The following is a 25,937-nucleotide window of genomic DNA, read 5'->3' as shown; positions in this document are numbered from 1 at the left end:
TAAACCCATATCATGTCCTGTTTTTCGTTTTCCCGTACTGCTGCTGATATGACCTATTTTATGTACTGTTTTACGTTTTCCCGTACTATTGCTGATGCTCCGAAACCCTTTATCTCTTCAAGCATTTCAGGGAATCTCCTTTTATCTATGAGGACGTTGATCTGTGAAAATTCCCTGCCGGGAACAACTGTTGGCTCATCCGAGCAGTACTCCATCTTCATGAGGAACTCAACAACATCATCTGCCCTGTGGTTTGCTATGTTGAACTTAACATCAAAGTAGTTCCGGGCCTTGGTGGCGCCGTAGAGCTGTTTGAATATCATCTCAGCCTTTTCAAATTTTTCACCGGTGCATGATGGGCCGGCATAGAGTCCCGCGCTTGATTCCATTATGGTGTCAATTATCTTGAGGCCAGCCTTTCTCAGACTGCTTCCCGTCTGGGTGTTGTCCACTATGAGATCTGCGCCCTTGGCGATGTAAACCTCGGTTGCGCCATCAGAGTTTATTATCTGGACCATCTCATTGTCGCCATCCCGGAGGCCCCTTATCTGAACCACGGGTCTTGAGTCACCGAAAAGTTTTCTGTAGCCAGGATTTTTCATGAAAAAGTCCCTTGTGAGGTTTGGATACTCTGTGAAGCAGAGTATGGGGGTTTTCCTATCAGCATTTTTCAGGAAGAAGTCCTCCAGTGATGTGTAGGGTTCCTCCTTTGGCAGGGCCACTATAAGTCTTGTCTGACCGTAATCAAGGTCCCCTATCTTTTTTATGGACTCATCGCCACTGTTTATGGATTCTTCACGCACCCAGTCCTCGCCGATTATTGCAACATCGAGCATTCCACGGTTGAGTTCCACAGGTGCACTCTGGGGCCTTGTGAGATAGGCCTTTATCTCAGGATCGTTGGTGATCTCTATTTCGTTCTCCTCACGTCCGGGTTCATAGCCCTTAACCTCATAACCGGCATCCTTGAAGAGCCTGTAGGTATTTCCGCGGTTAACATTGTTTAAACTACCCTTGGGTAATCCCAGAACTATCTTCATAGTTTCACCTGTCAGTATCTTAACTGCCCCTCTTTAATGTCCAGGGCATCAATTTTTACCATTTCTCAATATGTATCCTTTCAGGGTCAAAAAGATCCCTTGTCCCTGGGTCCTCTGCAGGGTAACCTATGGGTATCACTGAGAAGGGTATAACATGGTCTGGAATCTGGAAAAGCCTCCTTATACCCTCAACACGGTCTTCAAGTGGGTATACACCTGTCCAGACCGCACCAAGACCAAGGGAGTGGGCTGCAAGTAGTATATTCTGTGACGCAATGGAGCAGTCCTGCACCCAGAATCCCGGGAATTTTTCAAGGCGGGTGTCACAGCATACTATGATTGCAACGGGGGCATCCTTTACCATTGCCCCGTAGGGATGCACCTCCGGTATTTTCTCAAGCATATCCCTGTTTTTCACGACTATGAAGTGCCAGGGTCTCTGGTCAACGGCTGATGGTCCGCACATGGCTGCTTCCAGTATCCTGTGGATCAGTTCATCTGGCACATCCCTCTTGGTGTATTTCCTTATGCTTCGTCTTGTTTTAATTGCTTCGAGGACTTCCATTTTCCTCACCTTAAAACATATATGGATGGTGACCTTTATATGTTGGAAGGTTCATAATAGTTCCATAGAATACGAACGAGTGATAAGATGAGGGTTGAGGATTTAAAAAAGCCATGTCCCGAGTGTGGTGAAGTGGATAAGGACGTTTCAACGGTTAAATACCCCCAGAATAAGGAAAAACTGAAAGAGGCAGGCATACCTGAAGACCAGGAGATAGTTGGAGCCATAAAATGCAGTAAATGTGGATATGTATTTGAGTACTGTGAAGGAGGAAAGTGCAGCATAGAGGTTAAGAGGGTTCCGCTTGATTAGGGTTCAATTGTACAGATGTTTAATAACCCTTCAGATTCAGTGCCTTTTTATGAAATCCGAGAATATCCCTGAAACCTGACCCTTCACTCTTCTTTTAACCCTGATATCCTTCACAAAGTCTGCGAGCCAGTCTGCAAGTCTATATTTCGAAAGACCAGCCGGCTCAACCCATGCAAAGCCCTCATGTTCGTGGCTCAGCTTCACATTACCCGAGGCCCTGCACCTGATTATTATATGAACAGCGTTTATTATCGGGAACTTCTGTTCAACAACCCCCATAACATCTCCGGGGGTTATTTCAAGCCCGGTTTCCTCCCTGACCTCCCTTTTAAGTGCTTCCTCAAGGGACTCCCCGGTACCCACCTTTCCACCGGGAAGCTCCCATGTGGAGGGGTTGGTCTTGGAATCAGCTGATCTTTTGATTATCAGAACCCTTCCGTTATCATCCTAATGAATGCCCTCACAGCCAGTATATAAACACTTCCCACCATAAAAATCCCTGTTTATGATTGGGGCTCTAAATATATAAACCGGGTATCGCTTCTTGATTGGTATGGTTACTGACTAATTCCAGTCCCTGAACTCAACCAGGAAGCGGGTCCCGCCATCTGATTCAACTTTGAGTTTACCATTTATCTGGTCAGTAAGGCTTCTTACAAGCTGCATACCCATACCTGACGTGTTTTGGAGGTCAAAGTCCTCTGGAAGACCCACACCATCATCTTCCACCTCAAGAATGTAATTATCATCCATTCTTTTAAATGAAACCCTTATTTTACCTTTCCTTCCCTCAGGAAATGCGTGTTTGATTGCATTTGTGAAGAGCTCATTTACAATGAGTGCCAGGGGGACAACTGTGTTTATATCGAGTTCAGCTTCATCTATATCTGTCTCAAGGGCTATGCGGCCGGGATCTGACAGGAATGTCTGGTAGAGGTCCCTCACAAGTCCCATTAGATATTCACCAAAGTCGACCCTCCTGTGTTTACCTGAGGTGTAAAGCCGCTCATGAAGCATGGCCATCGCCCTGGCCTTTGACTGGGCCTCCCTGAAGAGCATGAGATCGTCCCTATCCTTCACATACCTTGACTGAATATTGAGGATGCTTGAGATTATCATGAGGTTGTTCTTGACCCTATGGTTTATCTCCCGGAGGAGCATCTCCTTCTCCTTGAGGGCTCTCTCCAGTTCCATGTTCTTCTTTAGAAGTTCTCTTCTGGCTGCAGAAAGCTGGTTGTTGAGCCTTGTGAGTTCATCAAAAAGTTCTTCTCCCACATCCCCACCGGCAGATGGACCCGGCACTGGTGTTTCAGGCAGCTCAGTATCAGCAAGGCGGTAGATCTTTATTATATCCTCCCTTCTGGCTGCTCCAACAGCATAGATTCTTTCATCAGCGATGAAACCTGAAAAGTGGTAGGTCTTAAGGTTCTTTAAATTCAGTTCCCAGTTATATGCAGCCCCCTTATCATTTATTTCCTGGATGAAAAGGGAGGCCTTTCCCTGGCTACCCAGGTCCATGAGATCAACGAAGGATTCCATGGTGAGGGGTATGTCAGATCCATGGTCTATTATCTTCTCAATGGATCCATCCTTCCTCAGGATAAGGAAAACACCCTCAGGGCCTTTATTGTCCATATTATAACCTTCAATAGCTCAAAGTATAAAAATGTCTTATTCTGTTTTCAGAAATTCTTCAGCCACCCTCACGGCAGTGGAGGCACTGGCGGCGTGCAGATCGGCTCCGACCTTCCTCCAGAGTTCAGTGTCCACCTTGAATGGGTAGCCACCCACCATTACAGGGGGGGAATCATCCAGTTCCCCAAGGGTTTCTATAAGCCTCCTAACATGTCCAACGTTGAAGGTCATGGTGGCTGATACAGCGACAAGGTCAGGTTTCAGTTCATCCACGATTTTACTGAAATCCTCTGGCGGGGTGCTGGCCCCCAGGTAAACGGAATCCCAGCCATTTATTTCAAAAAAATCGCTGACCATCCTTATTCCTATTTCATGCAGCTCATTGTTAACGCATGCGGCAACAAGCCTGAGGTTTTTTCGCTCTGATGCCCGGTATATGTATGGGTAGAGTTCTGACATTATCATCTGTGTCACTGATGTTGCATAGTGCTCATGGGCAACCGATATCCGATTGGTCTGCCATAGCCTGCCGATTTCATGCTGGACCGGCTCAAAAACATGGAGGTATATATCCTCAACATTCACACCGGACTCCAGGGATGAGATTATGAGGTCCCGGGCCTTCCTGGCCTCTGTATTCAGAACGAGTTCAAGGTACTTCTCTGCAAGGTCCCTCAGGGGCTGATCCCTGATGTAGCTTGGAGGTTCATGTTCCATTTCAAGTTTCCTGAGGGAACCTGAGATGTAACTGGAAGCAAGGGAAGCGGTTTCATCGTCTGGAATTTCCAGCATAACCTTTTCAATACTTTTAAGCGAACCCCTGAGACACTCTTCAGGGAGCCCAAGGTTCCTCAGAAGCACATCTGCCCAGAGGACGTAATCATCAAATAGCTCTGGACTTGAATTACTGATCGCCTCCTCAAGGTAGTCCAGATGGTAATTTATGTCCTGTATGCACAGCTCCCTATCTCCAGGGCTTACAAGCCCCTTACCCTTAAGATCATCATATACCGCTGATACAAGGGAGTCCCTTGAAACGTTGATCCCCAATAAGTCACCCCAACCTATTTAAGTTGGAACCTCAATAAGAAATTTATCATTTTTTGCAGTGTTAAATATGAAGTCAGCTGAAGGTTTCAGAATAATTTCGACCACGGGAGAATGTCCGGAATGCGTCTACAGATGTGAGGTTGTCCTTGAGGATCTTGGAGAGATTAAGCTTTACTGCAGGCACCCCATGGGACCTGGTAGCCCCGCACACTGCATATACTTTAAGAGGGATGGGAAAATCAGCAGATGATCAGCTTTTAAGATTTATTAATTGATACAGCATAAAAAAACATATTAATTAAAAATAATTATAATTATTATTCATAATAGATCATCAGGTGTTAAGATGCTTACCTCTGTTCAGAAGGAAATACTCCAGACACTCATCAACCTCTACAGGAATTCAAACGGCAAATCCATTAAGGGTGAGGAGATAGCAGCCATAATGAACCGCAATCCGGGCACAATAAGAAATCAGATGCAGTCCCTTAGAAGCCTGGGACTTGTAAAGGGTGTCCCTGGACCGCGCGGGGGATACAAGCCAACCATAAAGGCATACCATCAGCTGAACATATCATCAAGCGGGAGGGAAACCGCTGTCCCCATCTACCGGGACGGTGAAAGAATCGATGACCTTTCTGTTGCAAAGATAGAGTTCACAAGCATCCCTGATCCAGGGGAATGTGAGGCCGCAATAAAACTGGTTGGAAGCATAAGGAAACTTGACCTGGGCGATAGGGTTCGCATAGGCCCAACACCGGTCAACAAGCTCATTGTTGATGGGGTTGTTGTGGGAAGGGATGATATGGATAACATAATCCTCCTGGACACAACCGCCATAAGAAGCATACCCAAGAGGACGGTTGGGGAGGTTGCAACCCATGAACTTGTGACACTCCCCCCTGATGTTAGTGTTAAGGATGCCGCGGTTAAACTATCATCACTGGGAATCGAGGGCGCCCCGATAGTGGAGGACGATGAGGTGCGGGGCATAGTGACCCTCAGCGACATAACAGCATCCATAGCAGAGGGTACCGAGAACCTGCCTGTTTCAGAGATCATGTCAAGGAATATAATAACGGTTAAACCTGAAATGATGATCTCTGATGCAATAGAGATCATGAACAAACACAATATAGGGAGACTGATTGTTACAGACTCTGAGGGTAAACTTTCGGGTATAATAACCCGTACAGATATCCTTGACAGTATAGCGGGTCTAGATTGAGACCAGGCACCTGGTTTTTCACTCGGGGAGCATCATATGGGGATCATATAAATAGAAATAGGGATATAGCTAAGCTGCAACCATCTTTATTCCTGAGTGCCTCGGCACAGAATTTATAAATACCCTTTCATTTATCGTGGAGGAAGTGTTACTTTTGAATGTAAATCATATGAATATAAAACCTGGTATGAAGGCAGGGGACCTGGTAGAGGAGATGGGTCGTTCAGGGGTCCTTGGAGCAGGCAGGGTCCACAGGGCAGCGGGACTGCTCCATGAGATGATTAATGACAGTGAAATGGGATTATTCATGAGTGTGGCAGGACCGCTGGTACCCGGAGGGATGAGAAGGATAATAAGGGATCTCATAGATCAGGAAATTGTAGCAGCCCTCATAACAAGCGGCGCCAACCTTACACATGACCTCCTTGAGGCCTTTGGAGGGGCCCATTACAGGGAATATGGCTTCGATGATGAAAGGCTTCATGAGCAGGGGATAGGCCGTATAGGTGACATATATACCAGGTCAGAGGACTTTGAGGTCTTTGAAGCCAGGATGCAGGACATTTTTTCATCCATATTCAGATCAAAACCCCATATTTCAATTCAGGAGCTCATTGACGAGATAGGGGGGCATCTGAAGGATGAAATGTCCATAATAAGAACGGCCCACCTTAGGGGTGTTCCCATCTATGCCCCTGGGATCATTGACAGCATGCTTGGCCTCCAGCTCTGGATGTACACACAGGACAACAGGATATGCCTCGATGCTGTGAGAGATATGAACAGCCTCTCTGACCTTGTATTCAGCCATGAGAGAATAGGGGCTGTTATACTTGGAGGGGGACTTCCGAAGCATTACACACTTGCATCCACCCTCCTAAGGGGGGGTGTGGATGCTGCGATCCAGATAACCATGGATCGGAGCGAAACGGGAAGTCTCAGTGGCGCCCCACTTGAGGAGGCCAAGTCATGGGCCAAGGCACAGGCGGGTTCGAATCTTGTAACGGTGGTTGGTGATGCTACAGCCCTGTTTCCACTTATACTTTCAGCTGCACTCTCTGACAGGGATTGATTGGGTTGAGGTCCTTTCATGATTGAACTTCTTTTTCCTGTTTCAGGTTTCCTAATGAAGGTTGCGGATGAGGCCGAGGATGAGTGGGGAAGACCCCTCACGGGTATGGTTGCAGGTGCCCTCTGTGGGCTTTCATCAGGTGTTCTCTCCACTGCTGATACGGCGGCTGCATGTATATTCCTCGGGATATTCGCAGGTAACCTCATATCATGCAAGATAGACTGCCCCAGCCATGTGCTTGCTGCAGCGGTATTCCTTCTGGTTCTTTTTTTTGGTGGATTGCCCTCACTGAGCATCCCTGCTCTTGTTGCATGTACAGCCGGGGCATATGTTGATGAATATGGTAATGATAACCCCAGGGTATACGAAAAGGGCCGTTTTTTCAGGTTTTTCTTTGATTACAGGTTCTCCTTGAAGGCTGTGATAGTTCTCCTTGCTGTTATCTCACTGGCTGGAGTTTCAGATACAGGTTTTGGCCCAGCAACGGTCCTTTTTTTCATACTCTTTGAGGTCGCCTACGAAATTGCAGGAAGAATCAGGAGTTTAGGGGGTTCGCATGGACCCCTGTGCATGTAACTGTTATGGTGGATGGATAGTTTATTATGGACCCGATGGGACATATAAGTTAATTATCTGCCCCTCATTGAATCCAGAATTTCAGCTGCAGCAACAGCGGGATCCTCTGCAAGGTAGATTGACCTTCCAACGATCACAGCATCTGCAAATTTCAGTGTTTCAGAGGGATCTCCTCCCTGGGCACCCACCCCGGGGGATATGAGGAATGCTTCCGGCCCGATGATCTTCCTGAGTCTTGAAAGTCTCTCTATCCTTGTTGATGGGCCCACATAGTTTTTAACACCGAGTTCAACGCCCATCTCTGCTATTCTATCTGCAGATTCCTGTATAAACATCTCTGCACCTGGATGTGACATCTCGGTCAGCAGGAAGATTTCTCTTTTCATTTCATCTGCAACCTCTAGGCATGCCCTTACACTATCCGCACCTGTGAATCCATGGACTATCACCGCATCAGCCCCCGCCATGAATGTGGCCCTGCATATTTTCTCATTGGTTTCAGGTATATCGGCCACCTTGAAATCGGCTATCACCCTGCACCCAAAGTTCTCCCTGAAATCACCTATAACCTCAATACCGGCTGAGAGTACCAGGGGGTACCCTATTTTAACCGTGTCAATGTATTCAGCGACCTCTCCTGTGACCCTGATGGCTTCACCGGGGTCCATGAGGTCCATTGCAAGGATGAGTCTGTTTTTGATTTTCATGTTAACCACTCTGTTGGAGTTATTTTATCTATTTTTCTGGGACATGATGTGTTTGATGGTGTGGGCGGGGCTGTCAATTCTGGTTATCATACTCTGGGCAAGCATGCCTCTCAAGAAAACTTTAATTTAAATCAGAAATTATAGAAAATATTATATACTAATATCTTAAAGTTTACTTTAGAAAGATTCAAGAAGGTGATAAATTGCATATCATGGAAGGATTCCTGCCACCGGAGTGGTGTCTCTTCTGGTATCTCCTATCGGCACCTGTAATAATTTATGGTTTGATAAGGATAATAAGGATTTCAGATGAGAGGCCCGAGGCAAAACCGCTTCTTGCAGTTAGCGGGGCATTCATGTTTGTTCTATCATCCCTTAAACTTCCATCTGTAACTGGTAGCTGTTCACATCCCACAGGTAATGGGCTCGGGGCGGTGCTCTTCGGCCCTGCGGTCACATCCGTCATGGCACTTATTGTTCTCATATTCCAGGCGCTGCTACTTGCCCATGGTGGCATAACAACCCTGGGGGCAAACGTGTTCTCCATGGGTATCATTGGCCCGGTCTGTGCCTGGGGGATCTACAGGATCACAAGGTCAGCCATACCCTCATCTGCTGCAGTCTTCCTTGCAGCGTTTCTGGGTGACCTGATGACATATGTGACAACATCAGTCCAGCTTGCGGTTGCATACCCTAAACCAGGGTTCATGGAAGCACTCATAAAGTTCATGGTGATATTTGCCTACACCCAGCTCCCACTGGCAGTTGCGGAGGGCCTTCTCACCGTGGTGATATTTGAGAACATCCTCAAGCTCAAGCCAGATATAATGGAAAAACTTCAGGTTATAGGAAAACCTGCTGCGGAGGGTTAAAATGAATAAAAGACACGTCATAATGCTCATTGCAGTTGCGGTGATTGCCATAAGTCCCCTTGTAATCTACAGTGGCCTTGGAGAGGATCAGGGATACTTTGGGGGGGCTGATGACAGTGCAGCCGAGGCAATATCTGAAACAGGGTATAAACCCTGGTTCCAGCCCATATGGGAGCCCCCAAGCGGTGAGATAGAGAGTCTGCTATTCGCGCTCCAGGCCGCCATAGGGGCCCTAATAATAGGATACTTCTTCGGCTACTACAGGGGAAGGGGAGAGTCCCCAGAATAGGATTTTTTCATGGTGAGGGCGATGAACATATCTGTTGACCACTATGCACATACCAATGGCCTCAGAAACACCAGCCCCGGCTTTAAGATTGCCCTGGCCATTATCACAATGCTGATTTCAGTCCTGTCACCAAACCCGGTCATACCCCTCATCATAGCATTTCTAATGACACTCCTGATTCTCTTTGCAGCGGATATACCCGCCTCATACTACCTGCGGTTTGCAGCTATTCCTCTGGGATTCTCTGTTCTGACGCTCTTGCTCATGGCGTTCTTCTTTGGTGTGAAACCACTTGTAACATTCATGGGTCTCATTGTCTACAGTGACGGCTTGCAGACAGGTATTCTGGTCTTCTCAAGGATACTCGGCGGGTTTTCTTGCCTCGCCTTTCTTGCACTCACGACACCCCTCAATGAGGTCTTCCATGAACTTGGAAGGCTGGGTCTTCCAGCGGCTTTCATTGAGATAGCCCTCCTCATGTACAGGTCCATATTTGTTTTCATCGAGGAGGCATCGGTGATGTATAATGCCCAGGATTCAAGGCTCGGCTACAGCGGTATTAAAAATTCCTACAGGTCCCTGGGGCTCCTTGCAGGTAACCTCTTTATAAGGTCCTGGCTGAGGGGTGAGACAGTGTACCGTTCCATGGAGGCGAGGTGCTATCAGGGGACAATGCCATCCATCAGAAGACAGTCCATCGGAACCCGTGAAGCGGTTATGCTGGTATTATTTGATGGTCTTCTTTTAATGGGGCTTCTTTTCACATCAGCCGGCAGGATATTCTGATTTCTCATTCTGCCTCCAGGGGGATCCCGCCGGGGTACAGTTAAATATTGAATAAACACTATTCATCATATGGTCAGTTTCCGTGGTGTGAACATGAAGATTATTGAGGCAGTAAATATCAGGTACACCTACCCGGATGGCACCGAGGCACTGAAGGGTATAGATTTCCATGCAAGAAGGGGTGAGGTGGTGGCTCTTCTTGGCCCCAACGGCGCAGGAAAGTCCACACTTTTTCTTCACTTCAATGGCATACTGCAGCCAACCAGCGGGAAGGTGATGATAGATGGCAAGGAAATCGACTACAGCAAATCAGGGCTCATAGAAGTCAGGCAAAAGGTTGGAATCGTATTCCAGAACCCTGATGACCAGCTGTTCGCACCAAGGGTTGACGAGGACGTTGCATTCGGACCCCTCAACATGGGTCTTTCGGAGGATGAGGTTGAAGAGAGGGTTAAGGACGCCCTGCGGAAGGTGGGGATGTCTGGCTACGAGAACAGGCCCCCACACCATCTGAGTGGAGGTGAAAAGAAGAGGGTTGCAATAGCGGGTATACTCGCCATGAAACCTGATATAATGATACTTGATGAGCCAACATCTGGTCTTGACCCCCGTGGGGCATCGCAGATACTCAGACTCCTCCATGAGCTGAATGAGGAGGGCATGACCATAATCATATCCACCCATGATGTTGACCTGGCACCCCTCTACTCGGACAGGATATACATAATAAGCGGGGGGGAAATAATAAGTGAGGGAACACCTGGAGATGTTTTCTCAGATATAGACACCATAAGGGGCGCCAACCTCCGTCTTCCCAGGATAGCGCACCTTGTGGAGATACTTCAGAAGGAGGATGATCTCCCATTTGGAGAACCATACCCCCTCACAATAGGGGAGGCAAGGAGAAAACTCCGTGACCAGCTGAAATAGGGTGATACCATGATAAAGGTGGGGATCTGTGACACAACCTTTGCTAGGTATGATATGGGTGGCGCAGCCATCGATGAGCTTAAAAAACATGCCACGGGTATAAAGATCATAAGGAGAACTGTCCCGGGGATAAAGGATCTTCCGGTGGCCTGCAAGAAACTGATCGAGGAGGAGGGCTGTGAAATGGTCATGGCCCTTGGAATGCCCGGTCCAGAGGAGAAGGATAAGGTCTGTGCTCATGAGGCATCCACTGGCCTCATACAGGCTCAGCTTATGACAAACACCCATATACTTGAGGTATTTGTCCATGAGGATGAGGAGGATGACCCTGAGGATCTAAAGGTCCTTGCAGATAACAGGGCAAGGGAACATGCCCAGAACCTCATCATGATGCTTTTCAGACCAGAGAGGCTAACACGTGATGCGGGTATGGGCATGCGTGAGGGCAAACCCGATGTGGGGCCCCTCTAGATGGATAGGAGGTGAATCTGATGGTTAAGGTTATTGGAATCTGTGGAAGTCCAAGAAAGAATGGTAACACTGAGATTCTGCTCAGGGAGGCCCTTGAGGCCGCTGCCAGTGAGGGTGCTGAAACCGAGCTTGTGAGGCTCGCAGGTAGGGATATAAACCCCTGCAGGGCCTGTGACTCATGTAAGAGTAAGGGGAAATGCGAGATTGACGATGACCTCAATGAGGTGATTGAGCTTGCAGCAGAAGCTGATGGGATAATAATCGGAAGCCCGGTGTACTTTGGCTCTGTAACAGCCCAGACCAAGATGTTCATGGACAGGACAAGGCCCCTCAGGAGCAATTTCAGATTATCAGATAAGGTTGGGGGGGCCATAACTGTTGGGGGCTCAAGGAACGGTGGCCAGGAGACAGCATGTGGCGATATACACAACTTCTTCCTGATACACGAGGCTGTTGTTGTGGGTGATGCGGCACCAACAGCCCACTATGGAGGTACCGGTGTCGGTGGTGCAAAGGGAGACTCTGCAGAGGATGCTGCAGGTATTGAAACGGCCAGGAACACCGGAAGAAGGGTGGCGTCCCTTGCAATGAAGATTCATGGTTAATCGATATATGAGTGAATGACAATGGAATCGATACCAGGGAATGTCACTGTGGTTGTACCGGCCTACAATGAGGAGAAGACCATAGAGGATGTCCTGAAATCCCTCCTTGAAAGGGGTTACAGGGTTCTGGTGGTTGACGATGGCTCAAGGGACTCAACCCCAGAGATACTCAAAAGGGTGTCCTCAAGGAATTCCAGGGTGTCTGTTTATACCCACGTCATAAACAGGGGTCTCGGGGCTGCCCTCAGGACGGGTCTCAGGGCTGCGCTGAAGGAGGGGGCAGACTACATGGTGACCTTCGATGCCGATGGGCAGCATGACCCCGACGACATTGAAAGGGTCTTGAAACCCCTCCTGGAGGGTTCTGCAGATGTGGTTATTGGAAGGAGAGACTTCGCGGATATGCCCATTTCAAGGAACCTGGGGAACACCATAATGAACCTTCTCACCCTCATTTTCTATGGGTGCAGAGTATCGGATTCCCAGTCTGGTCTCAGGGCATTCACAGCCAGGGCAGCATCACTCATTGATATAAAAAGCAGGGGATACGGTGTTTCATCAGAGATAATTGGGGAGATCCGCAGGAATGACCTCAGAATGCGTGAGGTTACAATAAGGACCATATACACGCCTGAAACAATTGCCAAGGGAACAAGCACGTCGGTGGGTATAAGGATACTCCTGAGGCTTCTGCTCAATATATTCCGGAAGATTTAGTTTTTACCCATGAATACTTAAAAAGGCGGTGGGTTCATGATATACCAGGTTCTGGGAATTTTAATTGGAATTACAGGGATGCTGATATCCATTATGAGGTTCAGGGATTCGAGGACATCCCCAGGCGGCCTCATGCTGTGGCTGATCCTCTGGGTTTCTGTCATATTCTTCTCGCTGAAACCATCATTTTCAACTGAAATCGCAAAAGCCCTTGGAATAGGAAGGGGACTTGATTTTCTCCTCATAATAGGCATCCTAGGGGCTTACTACCTGCTCTTCAGGATATACCTGATTTTGGACAGGCTACAGCAGGAGATAACAGACCTTGTACATGAGATTGCACTTAGAGGGGATGATGAGTAGATCCAACCCCACACTTCAGTGATTGATATGAGAATATGTATCGTGACAGAGTACTTTCCAGCAGGCGAGAAACTTGACATAAGGGGTGGCGCAGAGGCCTGCGCATTCAATGAGGCCATTAAATTATCAGAGAAACATGATGTGACGGTTCTAACATCAAGGACGGCTGAAAATCCTGATGGATACACCAGAGGAAATATGAACGTTATCTGCTGCGGTCCGGGGAGGTCCTATGTTCAGGCAGGCTCCATGGGCAAGAGGCTGTCATTCATGCTTTCGGCCTACAGGGAGGGCCTGAAACTTGAAGCTGACGCTGTTATAGGGTACAACTTCATAACACATCCTGTGGCCTGGATGATAGCAAGAAAAACCAATGCGAAAGCCCTGGCACGTTACCATGATGTCTGGATCGGTGAATGGCTCAGAAACATTGGTTTTTCAGGAATACTCGGCGAGATACTTGAAAGATACACCCTCTCAAGGAGGTTCGACAGAATAATAGCGGTATCAGAGTACACCGCCAGCAAGATACTTGAGAGGTACCCCTGGCAGAGGGTCTCGGTCGTCCACAACATGGTGGACTTCAGGCCGCCCCTGACTGAGAAAACCACCAGCCCATCCATTGCATGCGTTTCAAGGCTCGTTGAATACAAGAGAATAGGGGACCTCATAAGGGCGGTTTCAGTTCTCGCAGACGAGTTTCCTGACCTGAACTGCAGAATAATAGGTACGGGTCCACTTGAGGCGGAGCTCCGGGACCTTGCAGCTGAACTGGGAGTGGAGGATAGGGTTGAATTTCTGGGATTCGTGGAGAAACATGAGGATGTCCTGAGGGTTATAGCAGAGTCCTGGGTCTTCTGCCTTCCAAGTGTGGTTGAGGGTTTTGGTATAGTTGTTGTGGAGGCAATGGGCTGCGGAACACCCTTCGTGGCTTCACGGATACCGCCTGTAATGGAGGCAAGCAGGGAGATGGGAGGACTCTTCTTTGAACCCTGCAACTGGATGGACCTGGCAGATAAGCTCAGAAACCTTTTATATGACAGGGAACTCCATGGAAGACTCACAAAGGAGGCATCAGATGTTTTCAGGGATTACAGTGCAGATGCAATCGGGAAAAAGCTGGAGGAAATCCTGAGAGAGGTTACAGGTTGCATTTGATCCTTTCTTTGAGATGGTAGCACCTCTTCCAGCAACCGGAATAAATTTCACTTTTTCCTTAAAACTCCAACATATCCTTAAAACTCCAACATATCCTTAAAACTCCAACATATCCTTAAAACTCCAACATATTAATAGAGCCGTTGGCATAACTGATACCATGGTTATCTACTTCAGAGGATGTCTTGCAAGGGAAAGACTCACAGCAATAGAGGAGGCCACAGAGAAAATCCTCCAGGCAGCAGGGCTTGAATACAGGGTTATGGATGATGAAACGTGCTGTGGCTCGGTACTCCTTAGAACTGGATTTCTGGAGGACGCTGAAAGGCAGATTCACATGACAGGGAAAATGCTCCAGGGAAATGAAGTTATCGTATCATGCGCTGGATGCTACCGGACACTCAACGATGACTACAGGAGGATGGGCTACAGCATAGAGGCCAAGCACATCTCACAGGTTATCCTTGACCTTGCAGATGCAGGGGACATTGAATTTGATAAAAGCGCACTGAGGGTGACATACCATGATCCATGTCACCTATCAAGGCATACAGACGAGAAGGACGCCACCAGAGAGATTCTAAAGGTGTTTACAGACTTCAGGGAAATGGAACACCATGGGAGGGACTCAAGGTGCTGCGGTGCAGGGGGTGGCCTGAGGTCAGCCCACGGGGACGTATCAGCCAGGGTTGCTTCATCACGCATAGCTGAGGCTGAGAGGACAGGGGCGGATATACTCTGCACATCCTGCCCATTCTGCCGCCTGAACCTTGAATCCACATCCATGATGGTAATGGATATAACAGAGCTTCTATCTGAAATCATCAGGGAGGATAAAGGTTGAACGATGATGAAATCCGCCAGATGAGGATTTCCTTCAGCAAACTTGACGAGAGGCGCACAGGGCTCCTGGAAACCCCTGAAATTGATGAACTGAGAGACAGGGTGGCGGAGATACGTGAACTGGCAGTTGAGAAAATGGATGATCTCATATCCAGGGCATCCAGGCGTTTCATGGAAAACGGCATTGAATTCCATCTTGCTGAGGATGCAGATGAGGCCTGCAAGATAATTCATGAGTCACTTGATGGCGATCCTGTTGCAAAGTCCAAATCCAACACCCTCTCAGAGATAGGCCTTTCTGATTATCTTCGAAGAAAAGGGGTGCGGGTCATTGAAACAGATCTGGGTGACAGGATACTTCAGCTTGCAGGAATTAAGAAACCCGCACATCCCGTTGGACCTGCACTTCACCTTGGAACTTCTGAAATAGCTGATATAGTAAGGGAGAAGCTTGGGGTTGCTATTTCAGATGATCCATATGAGATAATGGCGGCCATCAGGGAGGATATTCTCACTAAAATAGAATCCTGCACCACAGGAGTGACGGGGGCAAATTCTGTGGCAGCAAATGATGGAGCTGCTGTTATAGTCCACAATGAGGGTAATGTGGGAAGGCTATCCCTCATGGACACCCATATACTTGCATTCGGGATAGATAAGTTTGTACCTGAAATAGAGGATGCGGTGTCAGTTGTGAAACTCGAAACTGCCTATGCAACAGGTACAGGGGTCCCCTCATACATCAATGTGATCTCAGGTCCATCAAAGACTGCTGATATAGAGAAGATGCTCCTCAGGGGCATGTACGGGGCATCAAGGGTCATTGCAGTGGCAGTTGATAATGGTAGATCCTCAGCTTACCCTGAGGCTCTCCTCTGCATAGGCTGCGGGAGCTGCATAGTGAGCTGCCCCGTTTACAATGCTGTTGGTAACAGATTCGGGTACAGGGGTTACCTTGGGGGCAGGGGCGTTGTTATGAGTTCCTTCCTTGCTGATGGAAAAACAGCGGTTGAATCAGGACTCTACATGTGCACCCTCTGCGGCCTCTGCACAGAGAAGTGCCCGGTGGGTACTCCAACAGCCTCACTCATGGAGAGGCTGAGGGGTGAGTGCAATGCCGCTGGCCTCTACCACAGGTCACATCTGGGGGTGGCTGAGAGGATAAAAAGAAGGGGTTCACCCCTCTGAAAAGAAAGGTATAAAAGGGTGCTGTTCTAGATAAATTAAAAAAATTATCATGTAATGTTTCTTGGGATATCATTCCATAATTTTTACCAGGAGGTTATTGGTTTGCTTCTATTGATAAGTCCAGTTAACACAGAGGAGGCACTTGAAGCCATAGAAGGCGGTGCAGACATAGTTGACGTTAAGAACCCCAGTGAGGGATCTCTTGGGGCCAACTTCCCGTGGGTTATCCGCAGGGTCAGGGAGATGACACCCGAGGAGATGCTTGTGAGCGCCACACTTGGTGATGTGCCCTACAAGCCAGGGACCGTGGCGCTGGCAGCCATGGGGGCCCTTGTATCAGGGGCAGACTACATAAAGGTGGGTCTCTACGGGACAAAGAACTACGAAGAGGCGGTTGATGTCATGAAGAACGTTGTGAGGGCAGTTAAGGATGAATCTGACGCCATTGTCGTCGCGGCTGGTTACGCCGATGCCCACCGTGTGGGTGCGGTTGACCCGATGGAGATACCCCGTGTTGCCGCAGATTCAGGGGCCGATCTTGCAATGCTTGACACCGCTGTGAAGGATGGCAAGTCACTGTTCGATTTCATGGACATGGAACGGCTGGAATCATTTGTCTCAGAAACCAGGGACCATGGACTGAAATCTGCCCTTGCAGGGTCCGTTGGAAGGGAGCACCTCAAACCATTGCATGATATTGGATGTGATGTGGTCGGCATAAGGGGCGCTGCATGTGTGGGCGGAGACCGCAACACTGGCAGAATTCACAGGACAGCTGTTAGGGAACTCAAAGAACTGATAGAGAGCTTCTAAAATAATCCTGGCGGCCTCTCAGGTGGTTAATAATGTACATGAAAAAATTGAAGGAAGCAGAAACCGGTTACACATTTGATGATTTTCTCCTTCTTCCCCAGGCATCATATGTGGAACCGAAGGATGTGGAGACATCTGGAAGGGTATCAAGGAATATCAGGCTCAAGATACCCATAATAAGCTCTGCGATGGACACCGTTACAGAGTATGAGATGGCCATCGCAATGGCCCAGGAGGGTGGAATGGGTGTTATCCACCGGAACATGAGTATCAGGGACCAGGTGGAGCAGGTTAAGAAGGTTAAGAGGTCCGGGGATCTTACAATAAGGGATGTTATAACGATCTCACCGGATTCCACCCTCAGAGAGGCCCATGAGATAATGGATCAGGAGGAGATCAGCGGACTGCCCGTGGTTGAGGATGGAATACTCATAGGTATAATAAGCCGGAGGGACATTGAGCCCATATTCAATTCCGAGGCCGACAGAAAGGTTGATCAGGTTATGACAAGGGATGTTGTCACAGTGGATGAATCGGTAACCCCATCAGAGGCCCTTGACATAGCCTACGAGAACAAGGTTGAAAGGCTCCCTGTTGTGAAGGACGGAAAGATCGTTGGTATACTCACCATGAAGGACATACTTGAGAGGAAGAGGTACCCCAATGCATCAAGGGACAGTGACGGTTACCTCATGGTTGCAGCAGCTACAGGACCATTTGACCTTGAAAGGGCCCATGCCCTTGATGAGGCAGGGGCAGATATACTGGCAATCGACAGCGCCCATGGACACAACATGAACCTTGTTAAGAGCGCCGGGAAAATGAAGAGGGAGATAGACGCGGACCTCATAGTGGGTAACATCGCAACGAGGGAGGCCGCAGAGGACCTCATTGCACAGGACGTTGATGGTCTGAAGGTGGGTATAGGGCCCGGGTCAATGTGCACCACAAGGATAATTGCAGGTGTGGGTGTGCCGCAGCTCACTGCCATAGCAGAGGTGGCTGATGTGGCAGCAGAGTATGATGTGCCCGTGATCGCCGATGGCGGTATAAGGTACTCAGGGGATATTGCAAAGGCATTGGCAGTTGGGGCGGACTGTGTGATGCTCGGGAACCTCCTTGCAGGTACCTATGAGGCTCCAGGGGACGTTGTTGTTATGAATGGCCGTAAGTACAAGCAGTACCGTGGTATGGGGTCCCTGGGTGCAATGACCGGTGGTATAGGTGCGGGGACAGACAGGTACTTCCAGGAGCCCAAGGGGCACATGAAACACACCAAGGTCGTCCCTGAAGGTGTTGAGGGTGTTGTCCCATATAGGGGAACGGTGAGTGAGGTCCTCTTCCAGCTAATCGGAGGTCTAAGGGCATCCATGGGATACTGCGGCGCCGCAGACCTTGGTGAGATGAAGAAGAGGGCGAAGCTTGTGAGGATAACCTCAAGCGGTATCAAGGAGAGCCATCCACATGACCTCCTCATAACCAATGAAAGCCCCAACTACCCCACACTCAAATAAATCATTTTTTCTATAATTCTTCAGCGATCCAATGAAAAACCGTGAACTGAACTCTGCTGTGGTCCTCTGCGGGGGAATGGGCAGGAGGATGGGATCAGATAAGGGCCTTCTTGTGATGGAGGGAAGGTCATTCATTGAGATCATAACAGATAAACTCCTGGGATATTTCAGTGAGGTTGCCGTGGTCTTCCGTGACAGTGGGCAGGCTGCTAATTACACGGGTCTTCTTGATTCCAGTATCAGAATCCTCACAGATGAGGTGCCGGGTGTCGGCCCGCTGGGGGGCATATTCACTGCTCTTGGGAGAATTTCAGGTTCCGCGGCCCTCTTTCTCCCCTGTGACTCCCCCCTTGTTACCGGGGAATTCCTACTGAATATGAAGGATGCCTTCAGGGTGATGGGGGCTGGGTGTGATGCCATTGTACCCTGCAGGGATGACCTGCCCGAGCCACTCCACGCAGTCTACTCGGTAAAAATAAGGGACCATATAGATGGTCTGCTCGCCAAAAATGAAAGGAGAGTTAGGGTTCTCCTTGACTCCATTGAATCCTGCCGCATAGACGCTATCAGTCTGGATCCAAGCCTTCGGAGTTTCAGGAACTTCAACCGCCCGGAGGACCTCAGGATCTGATATCAACCGTGCGCGGATTCCTTCCCATCTCAAGCACGAACTTGTTTACCCTCTCTATCATGTCGATGTAGTGTTCTTTATGGATTTTCTTCCCATTGACGAGGGCATATTCCGGTAAAGACCCGTATAGATTCTTGAATTCAATTATCTCATTAACCATTTCCCTATACTGCTCAAGGGTCAAACGTTCCATGGATACCAACCATTGGAGTTTTTTTATAATCTCTCTGTAATAATATATAAGTTATACGATTTTATTTTCAAAACAGATCATTATTAAAAATTTAAATTGAAATATGAATGAATATCCTTGTGTCCCTCTTCATGTGGGCTACGCCCAGCTAATCCCTGAGTGAACTGAAATCATCACTCAAGAATTTCAACCCTAGCATCCCTGTTGAAGGGGTTCTTCCTCACGGCAAGTGAGAAGAGGTAGGGATAGTTTTCGCTGAGGTGTTCCATGTATCCCAGCCACTCGGACACAACGGCAGAATAGGCCCTTTCGAGGTCACCGGCCAGGTGCTCATAGTCTGTGGGAGGTAGAGATGAGAGGTCCCCTCTTGCCTCAAGTTCCTCCATCAGATGAAAGACCGCCCAGAGCATGTCTGTGAAGCTTTCATGCTCGAGTAAATTGGGGTTTTCGAGAAGCCCCAGGAGAAACTTCCGACGGGACGTTAAGAAAACTCTGAGGTATTCAATGAGTTCAATGCTTTCAGGGGAACCCAGCTCAAAATAAAATTCGCATCCCCCTATCTCCCTGAACATTTCCTTAAAATCCTCCGGACTCCATGACGCATCTATCTTAAGTTTTGATGCAATTCTATCTGTATTTGACTCGAATGGGGATACCCTCTTAAGGAATTCGGTGCCAACCTCACTGAAAAACGCCCCCACGACCATGTTTAGTTTCTCGAGTCTCTCAACAAGTTCCCGCCGGGATATGGCAGCCTCCACGATTATAACAACTATCAGAATTTCCAGGGGCACAAACGCAAGGTCTATACCTATATAGAATAGTTCGGTCTCTGGCTTATGGAATATGAAGTAGAGGGTGAGGTAGATGGAGGATGATACAAGTACAAGCAGAATTCCCAGCCTGAATTTCCAGTTTAGTCTCGGGTTCATAGCATCACCTGAAAATCTTGATTAATCTGAATTTTCTGTGTAAACAACTGCAATGGGGTTCTTTGAAACCATCATGGTTCCCCTTTCAAGTACACGGCCCCTTGTGATGCTCAGCTCGGTTATGTTCACGTCGAATCCAAGCTCCCGCAGGCACTTCACGGCTTCGCACCTTGTCTCAAGGAGTATTGCGGTTATAAGGATCCTTCCACCATCTGTAATTTTATCTGTAACCACTTCAAGTATTTCCCCCAGTCTACCGCCGCTTCCCCCGATTACAGCAATGTCCAGCGCATCAATTTCGGAAAGAGCTTTCACCGCATCACCACATATCAGGCTGACGTTATCCCCCAGCCCATGCTTTTTAAGGTTCATCTCGGTTGTTGAAATTGCATCGGGGCTTTTATCGATTGCATAGACCCTTCCAGCCCTCCTTGAAAGTTCAAGGGTCACCCCACCGGTTCCACACCCCACATCAACTGCAGTGTCCCCTTTCTGGGGATCTGCAAGGCACATAAGGAGGCACCTCACCTCCATGGCTGTTGGGCCCGGTACAGAGGGGTTCTTTATAAATTCATGGTCAGGTATCAACTCACATCACCTTTGAACTCACTTTAGGGCCTTTTCATGTCCTCACCGCTCCACCTTCTGAAGAGTTCATTGTCTATCCCCAGGACGTCGAGCACCTTACCCGCTATGAAGTCGGCGATCTCATCTATGGATGATGGTCTGTGATAGAAGCCGGGCATGGCAGGGAGTATTATCCCTCCCTCCCTTGAAACCCTCAGCATGTTCTCAAGGTGCACGCTTCTAAGAGGGGTCTCCCTTGGCACAAGGACTAGTTTACGCCTCTCCTTAAGGCACACGTCAGCGGCCCTTGTGAGTGCATTACCCGCATATCCGTTGGCTATTGCTGATAGGGTCTTCATTGTGCACGGCGCTATGACCATGGCACTGAAGCTGGATGAGCCACTGTTAACTGCTGATGTGAAGTCATCAGAATCAAAGCACTCATCAGCCACCCCTTCCAGGGTTTCAGGATCTTTTCCAAGCTCGTATCTGATTATATCACGCGCAGTATCGGTTATCATGAGTGCAACATTTACTCCGGCATCCTTCAGGGCCCTGAGTATTCTATCCCCATAGATAACGCCACTTGCACCTGTCATTGCCAGTATTATCATCTGAATCACTTCTGAGTGTTTTATGGATGCTCATTTCCTTTTATGATGAGAATTTATCTGAATTTAAGTCACATGGGTGGGTTTTATTTTTGTTATATGAATGGTGGGTTTGTTTATCTGAATTTAAGTCACATGGGTGGGTTTTATTTTTGTTATATGTAATATGGGGTGTTATCTATCTGAATTTAAGGTAATCAGGTACCGTGAGTCGAAGCTGCCGGGGGTGTGACGGTCTTCTCTCAGGGAGATCCATGTAGTCATGGAGGCTGAATTCCCTGAATGCAGCGGCTGATTCACGGGGCACATAAACACATATATCTGCATGGTTGAACCTCGCCTCCTTCAGCGCCCCCACGAGACTTGATATATGGCTCAGGTTCACGATGGAGTCCCCCACAGAAACCTGGGTCCTCATCTCATCAAATGCAGGGTACTCTGGAAGGTTAACCACAACATAATCAGGGTCCAGGTCCATGTCCTCTGCAATTTCCACCTCGGCCTTTTTTATCTCAGCATCTGTGATCCTGAATACCCTCTGGGGGTCCTCGAGCTCATTGAGTTTCACAGATTCCACGGTCTTGAGGAGGTCACGGTTATCCAGTCTCCGTATCATATCGCCTGCAAGGCCCCCCTGATTCCTGCACATGACGATGAGGTCCATGTCGTCATAGAGGTATATCCTGGACTCATCAAGCACCCCCTCAGATATGAGGCTCCTGAGGCACCTCCTGAACATGGAGTTCACGATCCTGGTGGTGTGGTGCTGGTAGACGCTGGGATACATGAAGTACCTTGCAAGCAGGGCAGACTCTGCGGCCTGAACACCCTTCCTGTCAAGGACAAGGTCGTTCTCCATCTTCATATTGTATATCAGCCTTTCAACGTCTATTATACCGTAGGCCACCCCTGTGTAGTGGGAGTCCCGCAGGAGGTAATCCATCCTGTCAACATCAAGCTCCCCGTTGATTGCCTGTCCAAGGACACCCTCACCCCTCAGTATCCTCATAACCTGTTCAAGGTCGAACTCCTCTGATATCATCTCACCGAGCACAGATTCCCTTATGAGTTTCCTTGTGAGGCTCTCATGGGACCTTTCAAGGACCCCCTCTGATACATGGGAGAATGGGCCGTGCCCCACGTCATGGAGGAGTGCGCAGAGTCTCAGTATCCTCTTCTTTTCAGTTCCAAGGTTGAGGTGCTCTGCCAGCCTCGATGCCAGGTACATGGCCCCTATGGAGTGTTCGAACCGCGAATGATTTGCTCCCGGGTATATCAGATTTGTGAATCCCAGCTGCTTTATCCTCCTGAGCCTCTGAACAGGTGGTGTGTCAATAACCCTCACCTCAAATTCGGTGAGCTTCAGGTTACCGTGGACGCTGTCCCTTATGAATTTCATTTTAAGACTCCTAGCCGCCTGACATGATAACGTTCCTGCCGCTGCTGGTGTACTCCTCCTTCATGAAGTCTATTTCATACTTCGTCCTCTCGATTATCTCTTTGAGGGCCTCAAGGGTTTCCCCACGGTGAGGTCCTGCAACAGCCACCATGAAGAGGGTCTCTGATACATAGAACTCCCCCACGTAGTGCACAACGGCCACGTCCTTCACAGGGTACTTCTCCATAACATCATCCACTATCCCCTCAAGTTCCTTCCGGGCCTTTTCAATGTCTGGTGTTGTTAGTATGAGTTTCTCTGTCCTCTCATCATCAACACCACGGACGATTCCCTCAAAGGTGAATACTGCGCCGCATTCATCAAGGTAGGGACTCTTCTTCACATGTTCCAGGAGGTCATCCATTCTGAAGGCCTCCTTTTCATCTGTCACCATGACCATCATCTCTGACACCTACACCAGTTCACTAACTTCCTTTTTTGCAAGGTGTTTTATTCTTTCAACCCCATTTATTTCCTCTATAACCTCAACAACAGATTCTGGAAGGAGTGAGCGCCAGTCACCATCGTCAAGCATCCTCCGCCTCACCTCTGTCCCTGAGTACCTGTCCCTGTAGAACAGTGGGGGTGCAGTCACCTCATAGCCGTCCTCGCTGAAGAGCCGCTGGACAAGGGGGTTCCCACTGTATACCCTGTCAAATGGGGGTGTTAGCATCTTTATATGTGCAACCCAGAGGGCGTTGCACTCTATGTCCTGGACGGGTATGATGTAGTAGCTTGATGCGGGGATACCGTTCTCACTGAGTGCCTTGGTCAGCATCATCACCCTCTCACCGGCGGTGAAGGGGTCCCTGAGGCTGTGGCTCAGCTGGGCGCTTCCGATACATATTATGAGTTCATCAACCTCCCCGAGCACCCTCTTTATAACCTGGAGGTGTCCCCGGTGGAATGGCTGCATCCTTCCAACCAGCAATCCCCTCATTCATATCACCGCATAAAGGTTATTATGTCAGTAAAACTATTAGAACTATAGTGGTTCTAGTATATATTCATGGCAGCACGTTGCTGTAATGATTGATGAAATTTTAACCGGCAGTTTTTCAGGCACTGCCATGAGATCTGGTATCTATTGAACCTTGAAGGAATGGTTGCGGTGATGCAATGATAAGGGTGGAGAACCTGACAAAGACCTATAAACTTGAGAATGGAGATGAATTCAGGGCACTTTCCGATGTTAACCTTGAGGTTTCTGAGGGCGAAATCCTGGGAATACTTGGAATGAGCGGTTCAGGTAAGACAACACTTCTGAGGATTCTGAGGGGTGTTGAACCCTTTGATTCAGGGAGGATAACCCTGGATGATGTGACCGTTGAGGCTGATTCAGGACAGTACTACTTCTCAAAGCTCAAAAAGAGGACTGCAATTCACCTTCAGAGGTCCTTTGGCCTCTGGTCGGAGACAGCCCTTCAGAATGTCATAAGGAAGCTGTATGCTGCAAAATATGGTGACGAGTCAATGACAGACTTTGACTTCGCCTATGATGAATTCGGTGAGGAGGCAATGGAACTACTAAGGGTGGTTGGACTTGACCACAAGGCCGAACACTTTGCACCTGTTCTCAGTGGGGGCGAGAAGCAGAGGCTCATAATGGCCAGGCAACTTGCAAAAAAACCCAGGGTACTCCTTCTTGATGAACCCGCAACCATGTCATGCCCTGGAACGAAGCAGGAGATACTGGATGCCATAGGGAATATCAACAGAAAACTGGGTGTCACGGTGGTGCTCGTCTCACACCTACCCGAGGTCCACGAGTACCTTGCAGACCGGCTGGTTTTGATGGAGGACGGGCGCATCGTTGATGAGGGGGAACCCGGGAGGATTATAGAGGGCTTCATGAGGGGCATTGAGCCCCCGGTTGACTACACACCCCGCAGCTCAGGGAGGGAGATCCTCAGGGTCAGGGATCTGGCCAAGAGGTTTGTACTCCTCAGGGGCGGGGCAGTCCTTGAGATGAGGGACGTTAACCTTGATATCAGGGAGGGTGAGATAGTATCCATAATAGGGCCAAGCGGGGCCGGCAAGACGGTGCTTCTACGGATGATAGGTGGCCTGGACCTTCCTGATGAGGGTACAGTTGAGTTCAGGCTTGACAGTGAATGGGTTAACATGCATGAACCTGGCGTTAAGAGGATGGGTGTAAGGAGGAAGATGGGTTTCATGCATCAGGAGTTTGCACTTGTACATCATGCCACCATAAGGAGTCAGATAGCCTCAAGGCTTGGTGTTAAGGGTGAACATGTTGTTGCAGAGGCAAGGAAGAGGGCCGGGGAGCTTGGGATAAGTGACATGGTCCTTGATGTGCTCTACCAGCTCACAGATCTTCCTGAAACAGAGGCCCGCTACAGGCTTGAGAAACTTGGCCTCTCACCTGAGATACTTGAGGAGCTCTTCCCGAGTTTTCCTGACAGCGAGGTTAAGAAGTATGCTGAGCCCATATTCAGGGCCCTGGACCTCCCCATGGACATACTTGACAGGAAATCCTATGAGCTCTCAGGGGGTGAGCGGGTGAGGGCGACCCTTGCCCTTGTCCTTGCATCAAGGCCCGATGTACTTGTCCTTGATGAGCCGTTCGGGGACCTCGACCCAATAACGCTCAGGATGGTTTCAAATTCCCTCAAGAGGATTAACATGGAGTTCGGGACAACCATAATCATGGTGAGCCACCATGTGGATTTCATAAGGGAGCTCAGCACAAGGGCTGTGATGGTTGAGGATGGACGTCTTGTAATGGACGGCGAACCAGATGGCCTCTGCGACGAGTTTGTTGAAAGAAGCCAAGCAAAATACCTTCAGAGGGTTAAGGGGTGATATAA

General features: G+C 48.7%; 33 protein-coding genes. 20 read left to right on the top strand and 13 right to left on the bottom strand.

Going from position 1 to position 25,937, the window contains the following annotated elements:
* Positions 1 to 53: 53 nt before the first annotated feature.
* The gene (gene hisG / locus ACPLJI_RS02865; RefSeq protein WP_424731384.1) at positions 54 to 1,040 is read right to left on the bottom strand and encodes an ATP phosphoribosyltransferase; all 987 of its coding nucleotides are present in this window, start codon (positions 1,038 to 1,040) and stop codon (positions 54 to 56) included.
* A gap of 55 nt (positions 1,041 to 1,095) precedes the next feature.
* Positions 1,096 to 1,605, bottom strand: coding sequence for a nitroreductase family protein (locus ACPLJI_RS02860; protein ID WP_424731385.1), 510 nt, complete (start codon positions 1,603 to 1,605; stop codon positions 1,096 to 1,098).
* 87 nt (positions 1,606 to 1,692) lie between these two features.
* Here ACPLJI_RS02860 and ACPLJI_RS02855 point away from each other — a divergent pair, with 87 nt between their 5' ends.
* Positions 1,693 to 1,917, top strand: a complete 225-nt coding sequence (locus tag ACPLJI_RS02855) for a TIGR04165 family Cys-rich peptide (protein WP_424731386.1) — start codon at positions 1,693 to 1,695, stop codon at positions 1,915 to 1,917.
* A gap of 36 nt (positions 1,918 to 1,953) precedes the next feature.
* Here the strand turns inward: ACPLJI_RS02855 and ACPLJI_RS02850 are convergent, their stop codons facing one another.
* The 3 genes from ACPLJI_RS02850 to ACPLJI_RS02840 all read right to left on the bottom strand — a co-directional run bounded on the left by ACPLJI_RS02850 (position 1,954) and on the right by ACPLJI_RS02840 (position 4,602).
* Complete coding sequence (locus tag ACPLJI_RS02850) at positions 1,954 to 2,340, bottom strand: NUDIX hydrolase (protein ID WP_424741124.1); 387 nt, start codon at positions 2,338 to 2,340, stop codon at positions 1,954 to 1,956.
* A 141-nt stretch (positions 2,341 to 2,481) separates the two neighbouring features.
* On the bottom strand, positions 2,482 to 3,552 hold the full coding sequence (locus tag ACPLJI_RS02845) for a sensor histidine kinase (protein ID WP_424731387.1): 1,071 nt from the start codon (positions 3,550 to 3,552) through the stop codon (positions 2,482 to 2,484).
* Positions 3,553 to 3,588: 36 nt separating this feature from the next.
* Positions 3,589 to 4,602: a cobalamin B12-binding domain-containing protein gene (locus ACPLJI_RS02840; protein ID WP_424731388.1), complete on the bottom strand. Its 1,014-nt coding sequence runs from the start codon at positions 4,600 to 4,602 to the stop codon at positions 3,589 to 3,591.
* 67 nt (positions 4,603 to 4,669) lie between these two features.
* Between ACPLJI_RS02840 and ACPLJI_RS02835 the strand changes: the two genes are divergently transcribed.
* The 4 genes from ACPLJI_RS02835 (at position 4,670) to ACPLJI_RS02820 (ending at position 7,478) form a co-directional block, all read left to right on the top strand.
* On the top strand, positions 4,670 to 4,852 hold the full coding sequence (locus tag ACPLJI_RS02835) for a hypothetical protein (protein ID WP_424731389.1): 183 nt from the start codon (positions 4,670 to 4,672) through the stop codon (positions 4,850 to 4,852).
* A gap of 96 nt (positions 4,853 to 4,948) precedes the next feature.
* Positions 4,949 to 5,830, top strand: a complete 882-nt coding sequence (locus ACPLJI_RS02830) for a CBS domain-containing protein (RefSeq protein ID WP_424731390.1) — start codon at positions 4,949 to 4,951, stop codon at positions 5,828 to 5,830.
* 154 nt (positions 5,831 to 5,984) lie between these two features.
* Entirely contained in the window at positions 5,985 to 6,902 is a 918-nt protein-coding gene (locus ACPLJI_RS02825) for a deoxyhypusine synthase (protein ID WP_424731391.1), read from the top strand.
* Positions 6,903 to 6,920: 18 nt separating this feature from the next.
* Complete coding sequence (locus ACPLJI_RS02820) at positions 6,921 to 7,478, top strand: hypothetical protein (RefSeq protein ID WP_424731392.1); 558 nt, start codon at positions 6,921 to 6,923, stop codon at positions 7,476 to 7,478.
* Between the two features lie 53 nt (positions 7,479 to 7,531).
* Here the strand turns inward: ACPLJI_RS02820 and pyrF are convergent, their stop codons facing one another.
* Positions 7,532 to 8,185 carry an orotidine-5'-phosphate decarboxylase gene (gene pyrF / locus ACPLJI_RS02815; protein WP_424731393.1) on the bottom strand — a complete coding sequence of 218 codons (654 nt, stop codon included), beginning with the start codon at positions 8,183 to 8,185 and terminating at the stop codon, positions 7,532 to 7,534.
* Between the two features lie 203 nt (positions 8,186 to 8,388).
* Between pyrF and cbiM the strand changes: the two genes are divergently transcribed.
* The 14 genes from cbiM (at position 8,389) to ACPLJI_RS02745 (ending at position 19,365) form a co-directional block, all read left to right on the top strand.
* Positions 8,389 to 9,057: a cobalt ECF transporter S component CbiM gene (gene cbiM / locus ACPLJI_RS02810; RefSeq protein WP_424731394.1), complete on the top strand. Its 669-nt coding sequence runs from the start codon at positions 8,389 to 8,391 to the stop codon at positions 9,055 to 9,057.
* Between the two features lies 1 nt (position 9,058).
* Positions 9,059 to 9,346: an energy-coupling factor ABC transporter substrate-binding protein gene (locus ACPLJI_RS02805; protein ID WP_424731396.1), complete on the top strand. Its 288-nt coding sequence runs from the start codon at positions 9,059 to 9,061 to the stop codon at positions 9,344 to 9,346.
* 21 nt (positions 9,347 to 9,367) lie between these two features.
* The gene (gene cbiQ / locus ACPLJI_RS02800; protein ID WP_424731397.1) at positions 9,368 to 10,132 is read left to right on the top strand and encodes a cobalt ECF transporter T component CbiQ; all 765 of its coding nucleotides are present in this window, start codon (positions 9,368 to 9,370) and stop codon (positions 10,130 to 10,132) included.
* 93 nt (positions 10,133 to 10,225) lie between these two features.
* Positions 10,226 to 11,062 carry an ATP-binding cassette domain-containing protein gene (locus tag ACPLJI_RS02795; protein ID WP_424731398.1) on the top strand — a complete coding sequence of 279 codons (837 nt, stop codon included), beginning with the start codon at positions 10,226 to 10,228 and terminating at the stop codon, positions 11,060 to 11,062.
* Between the two features lie 12 nt (positions 11,063 to 11,074).
* A complete protein-coding gene (ribC, locus tag ACPLJI_RS02790) occupies positions 11,075 to 11,533 on the top strand; it encodes a riboflavin synthase (protein ID WP_237780323.1) in 459 nt (152 codons plus the stop codon).
* 20 nt (positions 11,534 to 11,553) lie between these two features.
* On the top strand, positions 11,554 to 12,138 hold the full coding sequence (locus tag ACPLJI_RS02785) for a flavodoxin family protein (RefSeq protein WP_424731399.1): 585 nt from the start codon (positions 11,554 to 11,556) through the stop codon (positions 12,136 to 12,138).
* Positions 12,139 to 12,159: 21 nt separating this feature from the next.
* On the top strand, positions 12,160 to 12,855 hold the full coding sequence (locus tag ACPLJI_RS02780; protein WP_424731400.1) for a glycosyltransferase family 2 protein: 696 nt from the start codon (positions 12,160 to 12,162) through the stop codon (positions 12,853 to 12,855).
* A gap of 36 nt (positions 12,856 to 12,891) precedes the next feature.
* Positions 12,892 to 13,218: a DUF2304 domain-containing protein gene (locus ACPLJI_RS02775; RefSeq protein WP_424731401.1), complete on the top strand. Its 327-nt coding sequence runs from the start codon at positions 12,892 to 12,894 to the stop codon at positions 13,216 to 13,218.
* Positions 13,219 to 13,245: 27 nt separating this feature from the next.
* Complete coding sequence (locus ACPLJI_RS02770; protein ID WP_424731402.1) at positions 13,246 to 14,376, top strand: glycosyltransferase family 4 protein; 1,131 nt, start codon at positions 13,246 to 13,248, stop codon at positions 14,374 to 14,376.
* A 160-nt stretch (positions 14,377 to 14,536) separates the two neighbouring features.
* A complete protein-coding gene (locus tag ACPLJI_RS02765) occupies positions 14,537 to 15,220 on the top strand; it encodes a (Fe-S)-binding protein (RefSeq protein WP_424731604.1) in 684 nt (227 codons plus the stop codon).
* Entirely contained in the window at positions 15,217 to 16,407 is a 1,191-nt protein-coding gene (locus ACPLJI_RS02760) for an LUD domain-containing protein (RefSeq protein ID WP_424731603.1), read from the top strand. The genes ACPLJI_RS02765 and ACPLJI_RS02760 overlap by 4 nt, the downstream gene beginning before the upstream one ends.
* A gap of 102 nt (positions 16,408 to 16,509) precedes the next feature.
* Complete coding sequence (locus ACPLJI_RS02755; RefSeq protein ID WP_424731602.1) at positions 16,510 to 17,220, top strand: (5-formylfuran-3-yl)methyl phosphate synthase; 711 nt, start codon at positions 16,510 to 16,512, stop codon at positions 17,218 to 17,220.
* A gap of 32 nt (positions 17,221 to 17,252) precedes the next feature.
* Positions 17,253 to 18,734: an IMP dehydrogenase gene (gene guaB / locus ACPLJI_RS02750; protein ID WP_424731601.1), complete on the top strand. Its 1,482-nt coding sequence runs from the start codon at positions 17,253 to 17,255 to the stop codon at positions 18,732 to 18,734.
* A 31-nt stretch (positions 18,735 to 18,765) separates the two neighbouring features.
* On the top strand, positions 18,766 to 19,365 hold the full coding sequence (locus ACPLJI_RS02745; protein ID WP_424731600.1) for a molybdenum cofactor guanylyltransferase: 600 nt from the start codon (positions 18,766 to 18,768) through the stop codon (positions 19,363 to 19,365).
* Here the strand turns inward: ACPLJI_RS02745 and ACPLJI_RS02740 are convergent.
* From ACPLJI_RS02740 to ACPLJI_RS02710, 7 genes are all read right to left on the bottom strand, one after another.
* Entirely contained in the window at positions 19,355 to 19,558 is a 204-nt protein-coding gene (locus ACPLJI_RS02740) for a pseudomurein-binding repeat-containing protein (protein ID WP_424731599.1), read from the bottom strand. The genes ACPLJI_RS02745 and ACPLJI_RS02740 overlap by 11 nt on opposite strands.
* 173 nt (positions 19,559 to 19,731) lie before the next feature.
* Entirely contained in the window at positions 19,732 to 20,490 is a 759-nt protein-coding gene (locus tag ACPLJI_RS02735; protein ID WP_424731598.1) for a hypothetical protein, read from the bottom strand.
* Between the two features lie 21 nt (positions 20,491 to 20,511).
* A complete protein-coding gene (cbiT, locus tag ACPLJI_RS02730; protein WP_424731597.1) occupies positions 20,512 to 21,078 on the bottom strand; it encodes a precorrin-6Y C5,15-methyltransferase (decarboxylating) subunit CbiT in 567 nt (188 codons plus the stop codon).
* 23 nt (positions 21,079 to 21,101) lie between these two features.
* Entirely contained in the window at positions 21,102 to 21,671 is a 570-nt protein-coding gene (locus tag ACPLJI_RS02725; RefSeq protein WP_424731596.1) for a UbiX family flavin prenyltransferase, read from the bottom strand.
* 175 nt (positions 21,672 to 21,846) lie between these two features.
* Positions 21,847 to 23,067, bottom strand: a complete 1,221-nt coding sequence (locus ACPLJI_RS02720) for an HD domain-containing protein (protein ID WP_424731595.1) — start codon at positions 23,065 to 23,067, stop codon at positions 21,847 to 21,849.
* 10 nt (positions 23,068 to 23,077) lie between these two features.
* Complete coding sequence (locus ACPLJI_RS02715; protein WP_424731594.1) at positions 23,078 to 23,509, bottom strand: molybdenum cofactor biosynthesis protein MoaE; 432 nt, start codon at positions 23,507 to 23,509, stop codon at positions 23,078 to 23,080.
* Between the two features lie 9 nt (positions 23,510 to 23,518).
* Entirely contained in the window at positions 23,519 to 24,046 is a 528-nt protein-coding gene (locus ACPLJI_RS02710; protein ID WP_424731593.1) for a nicotinamide-nucleotide adenylyltransferase, read from the bottom strand.
* Between the two features lie 179 nt (positions 24,047 to 24,225).
* Between ACPLJI_RS02710 and ACPLJI_RS02705 the strand changes: the two genes are divergently transcribed.
* The gene (locus ACPLJI_RS02705) at positions 24,226 to 25,932 is read left to right on the top strand and encodes an ATP-binding cassette domain-containing protein (protein WP_424731592.1); all 1,707 of its coding nucleotides are present in this window, start codon (positions 24,226 to 24,228) and stop codon (positions 25,930 to 25,932) included.
* Positions 25,933 to 25,937: the final 5 nt, after the last annotated feature.

The sequence above is a fragment of the Methanothermobacter sp. genome (assembly GCF_049720995.1).
GTDB lineage: Archaea > Methanobacteriota > Methanobacteria > Methanobacteriales > Methanothermobacteraceae > Methanothermobacter.
The sequence above is the reverse complement of the archived record's forward strand: the minus strand, read 5'-3'. Positions and strand labels throughout refer to the sequence as shown.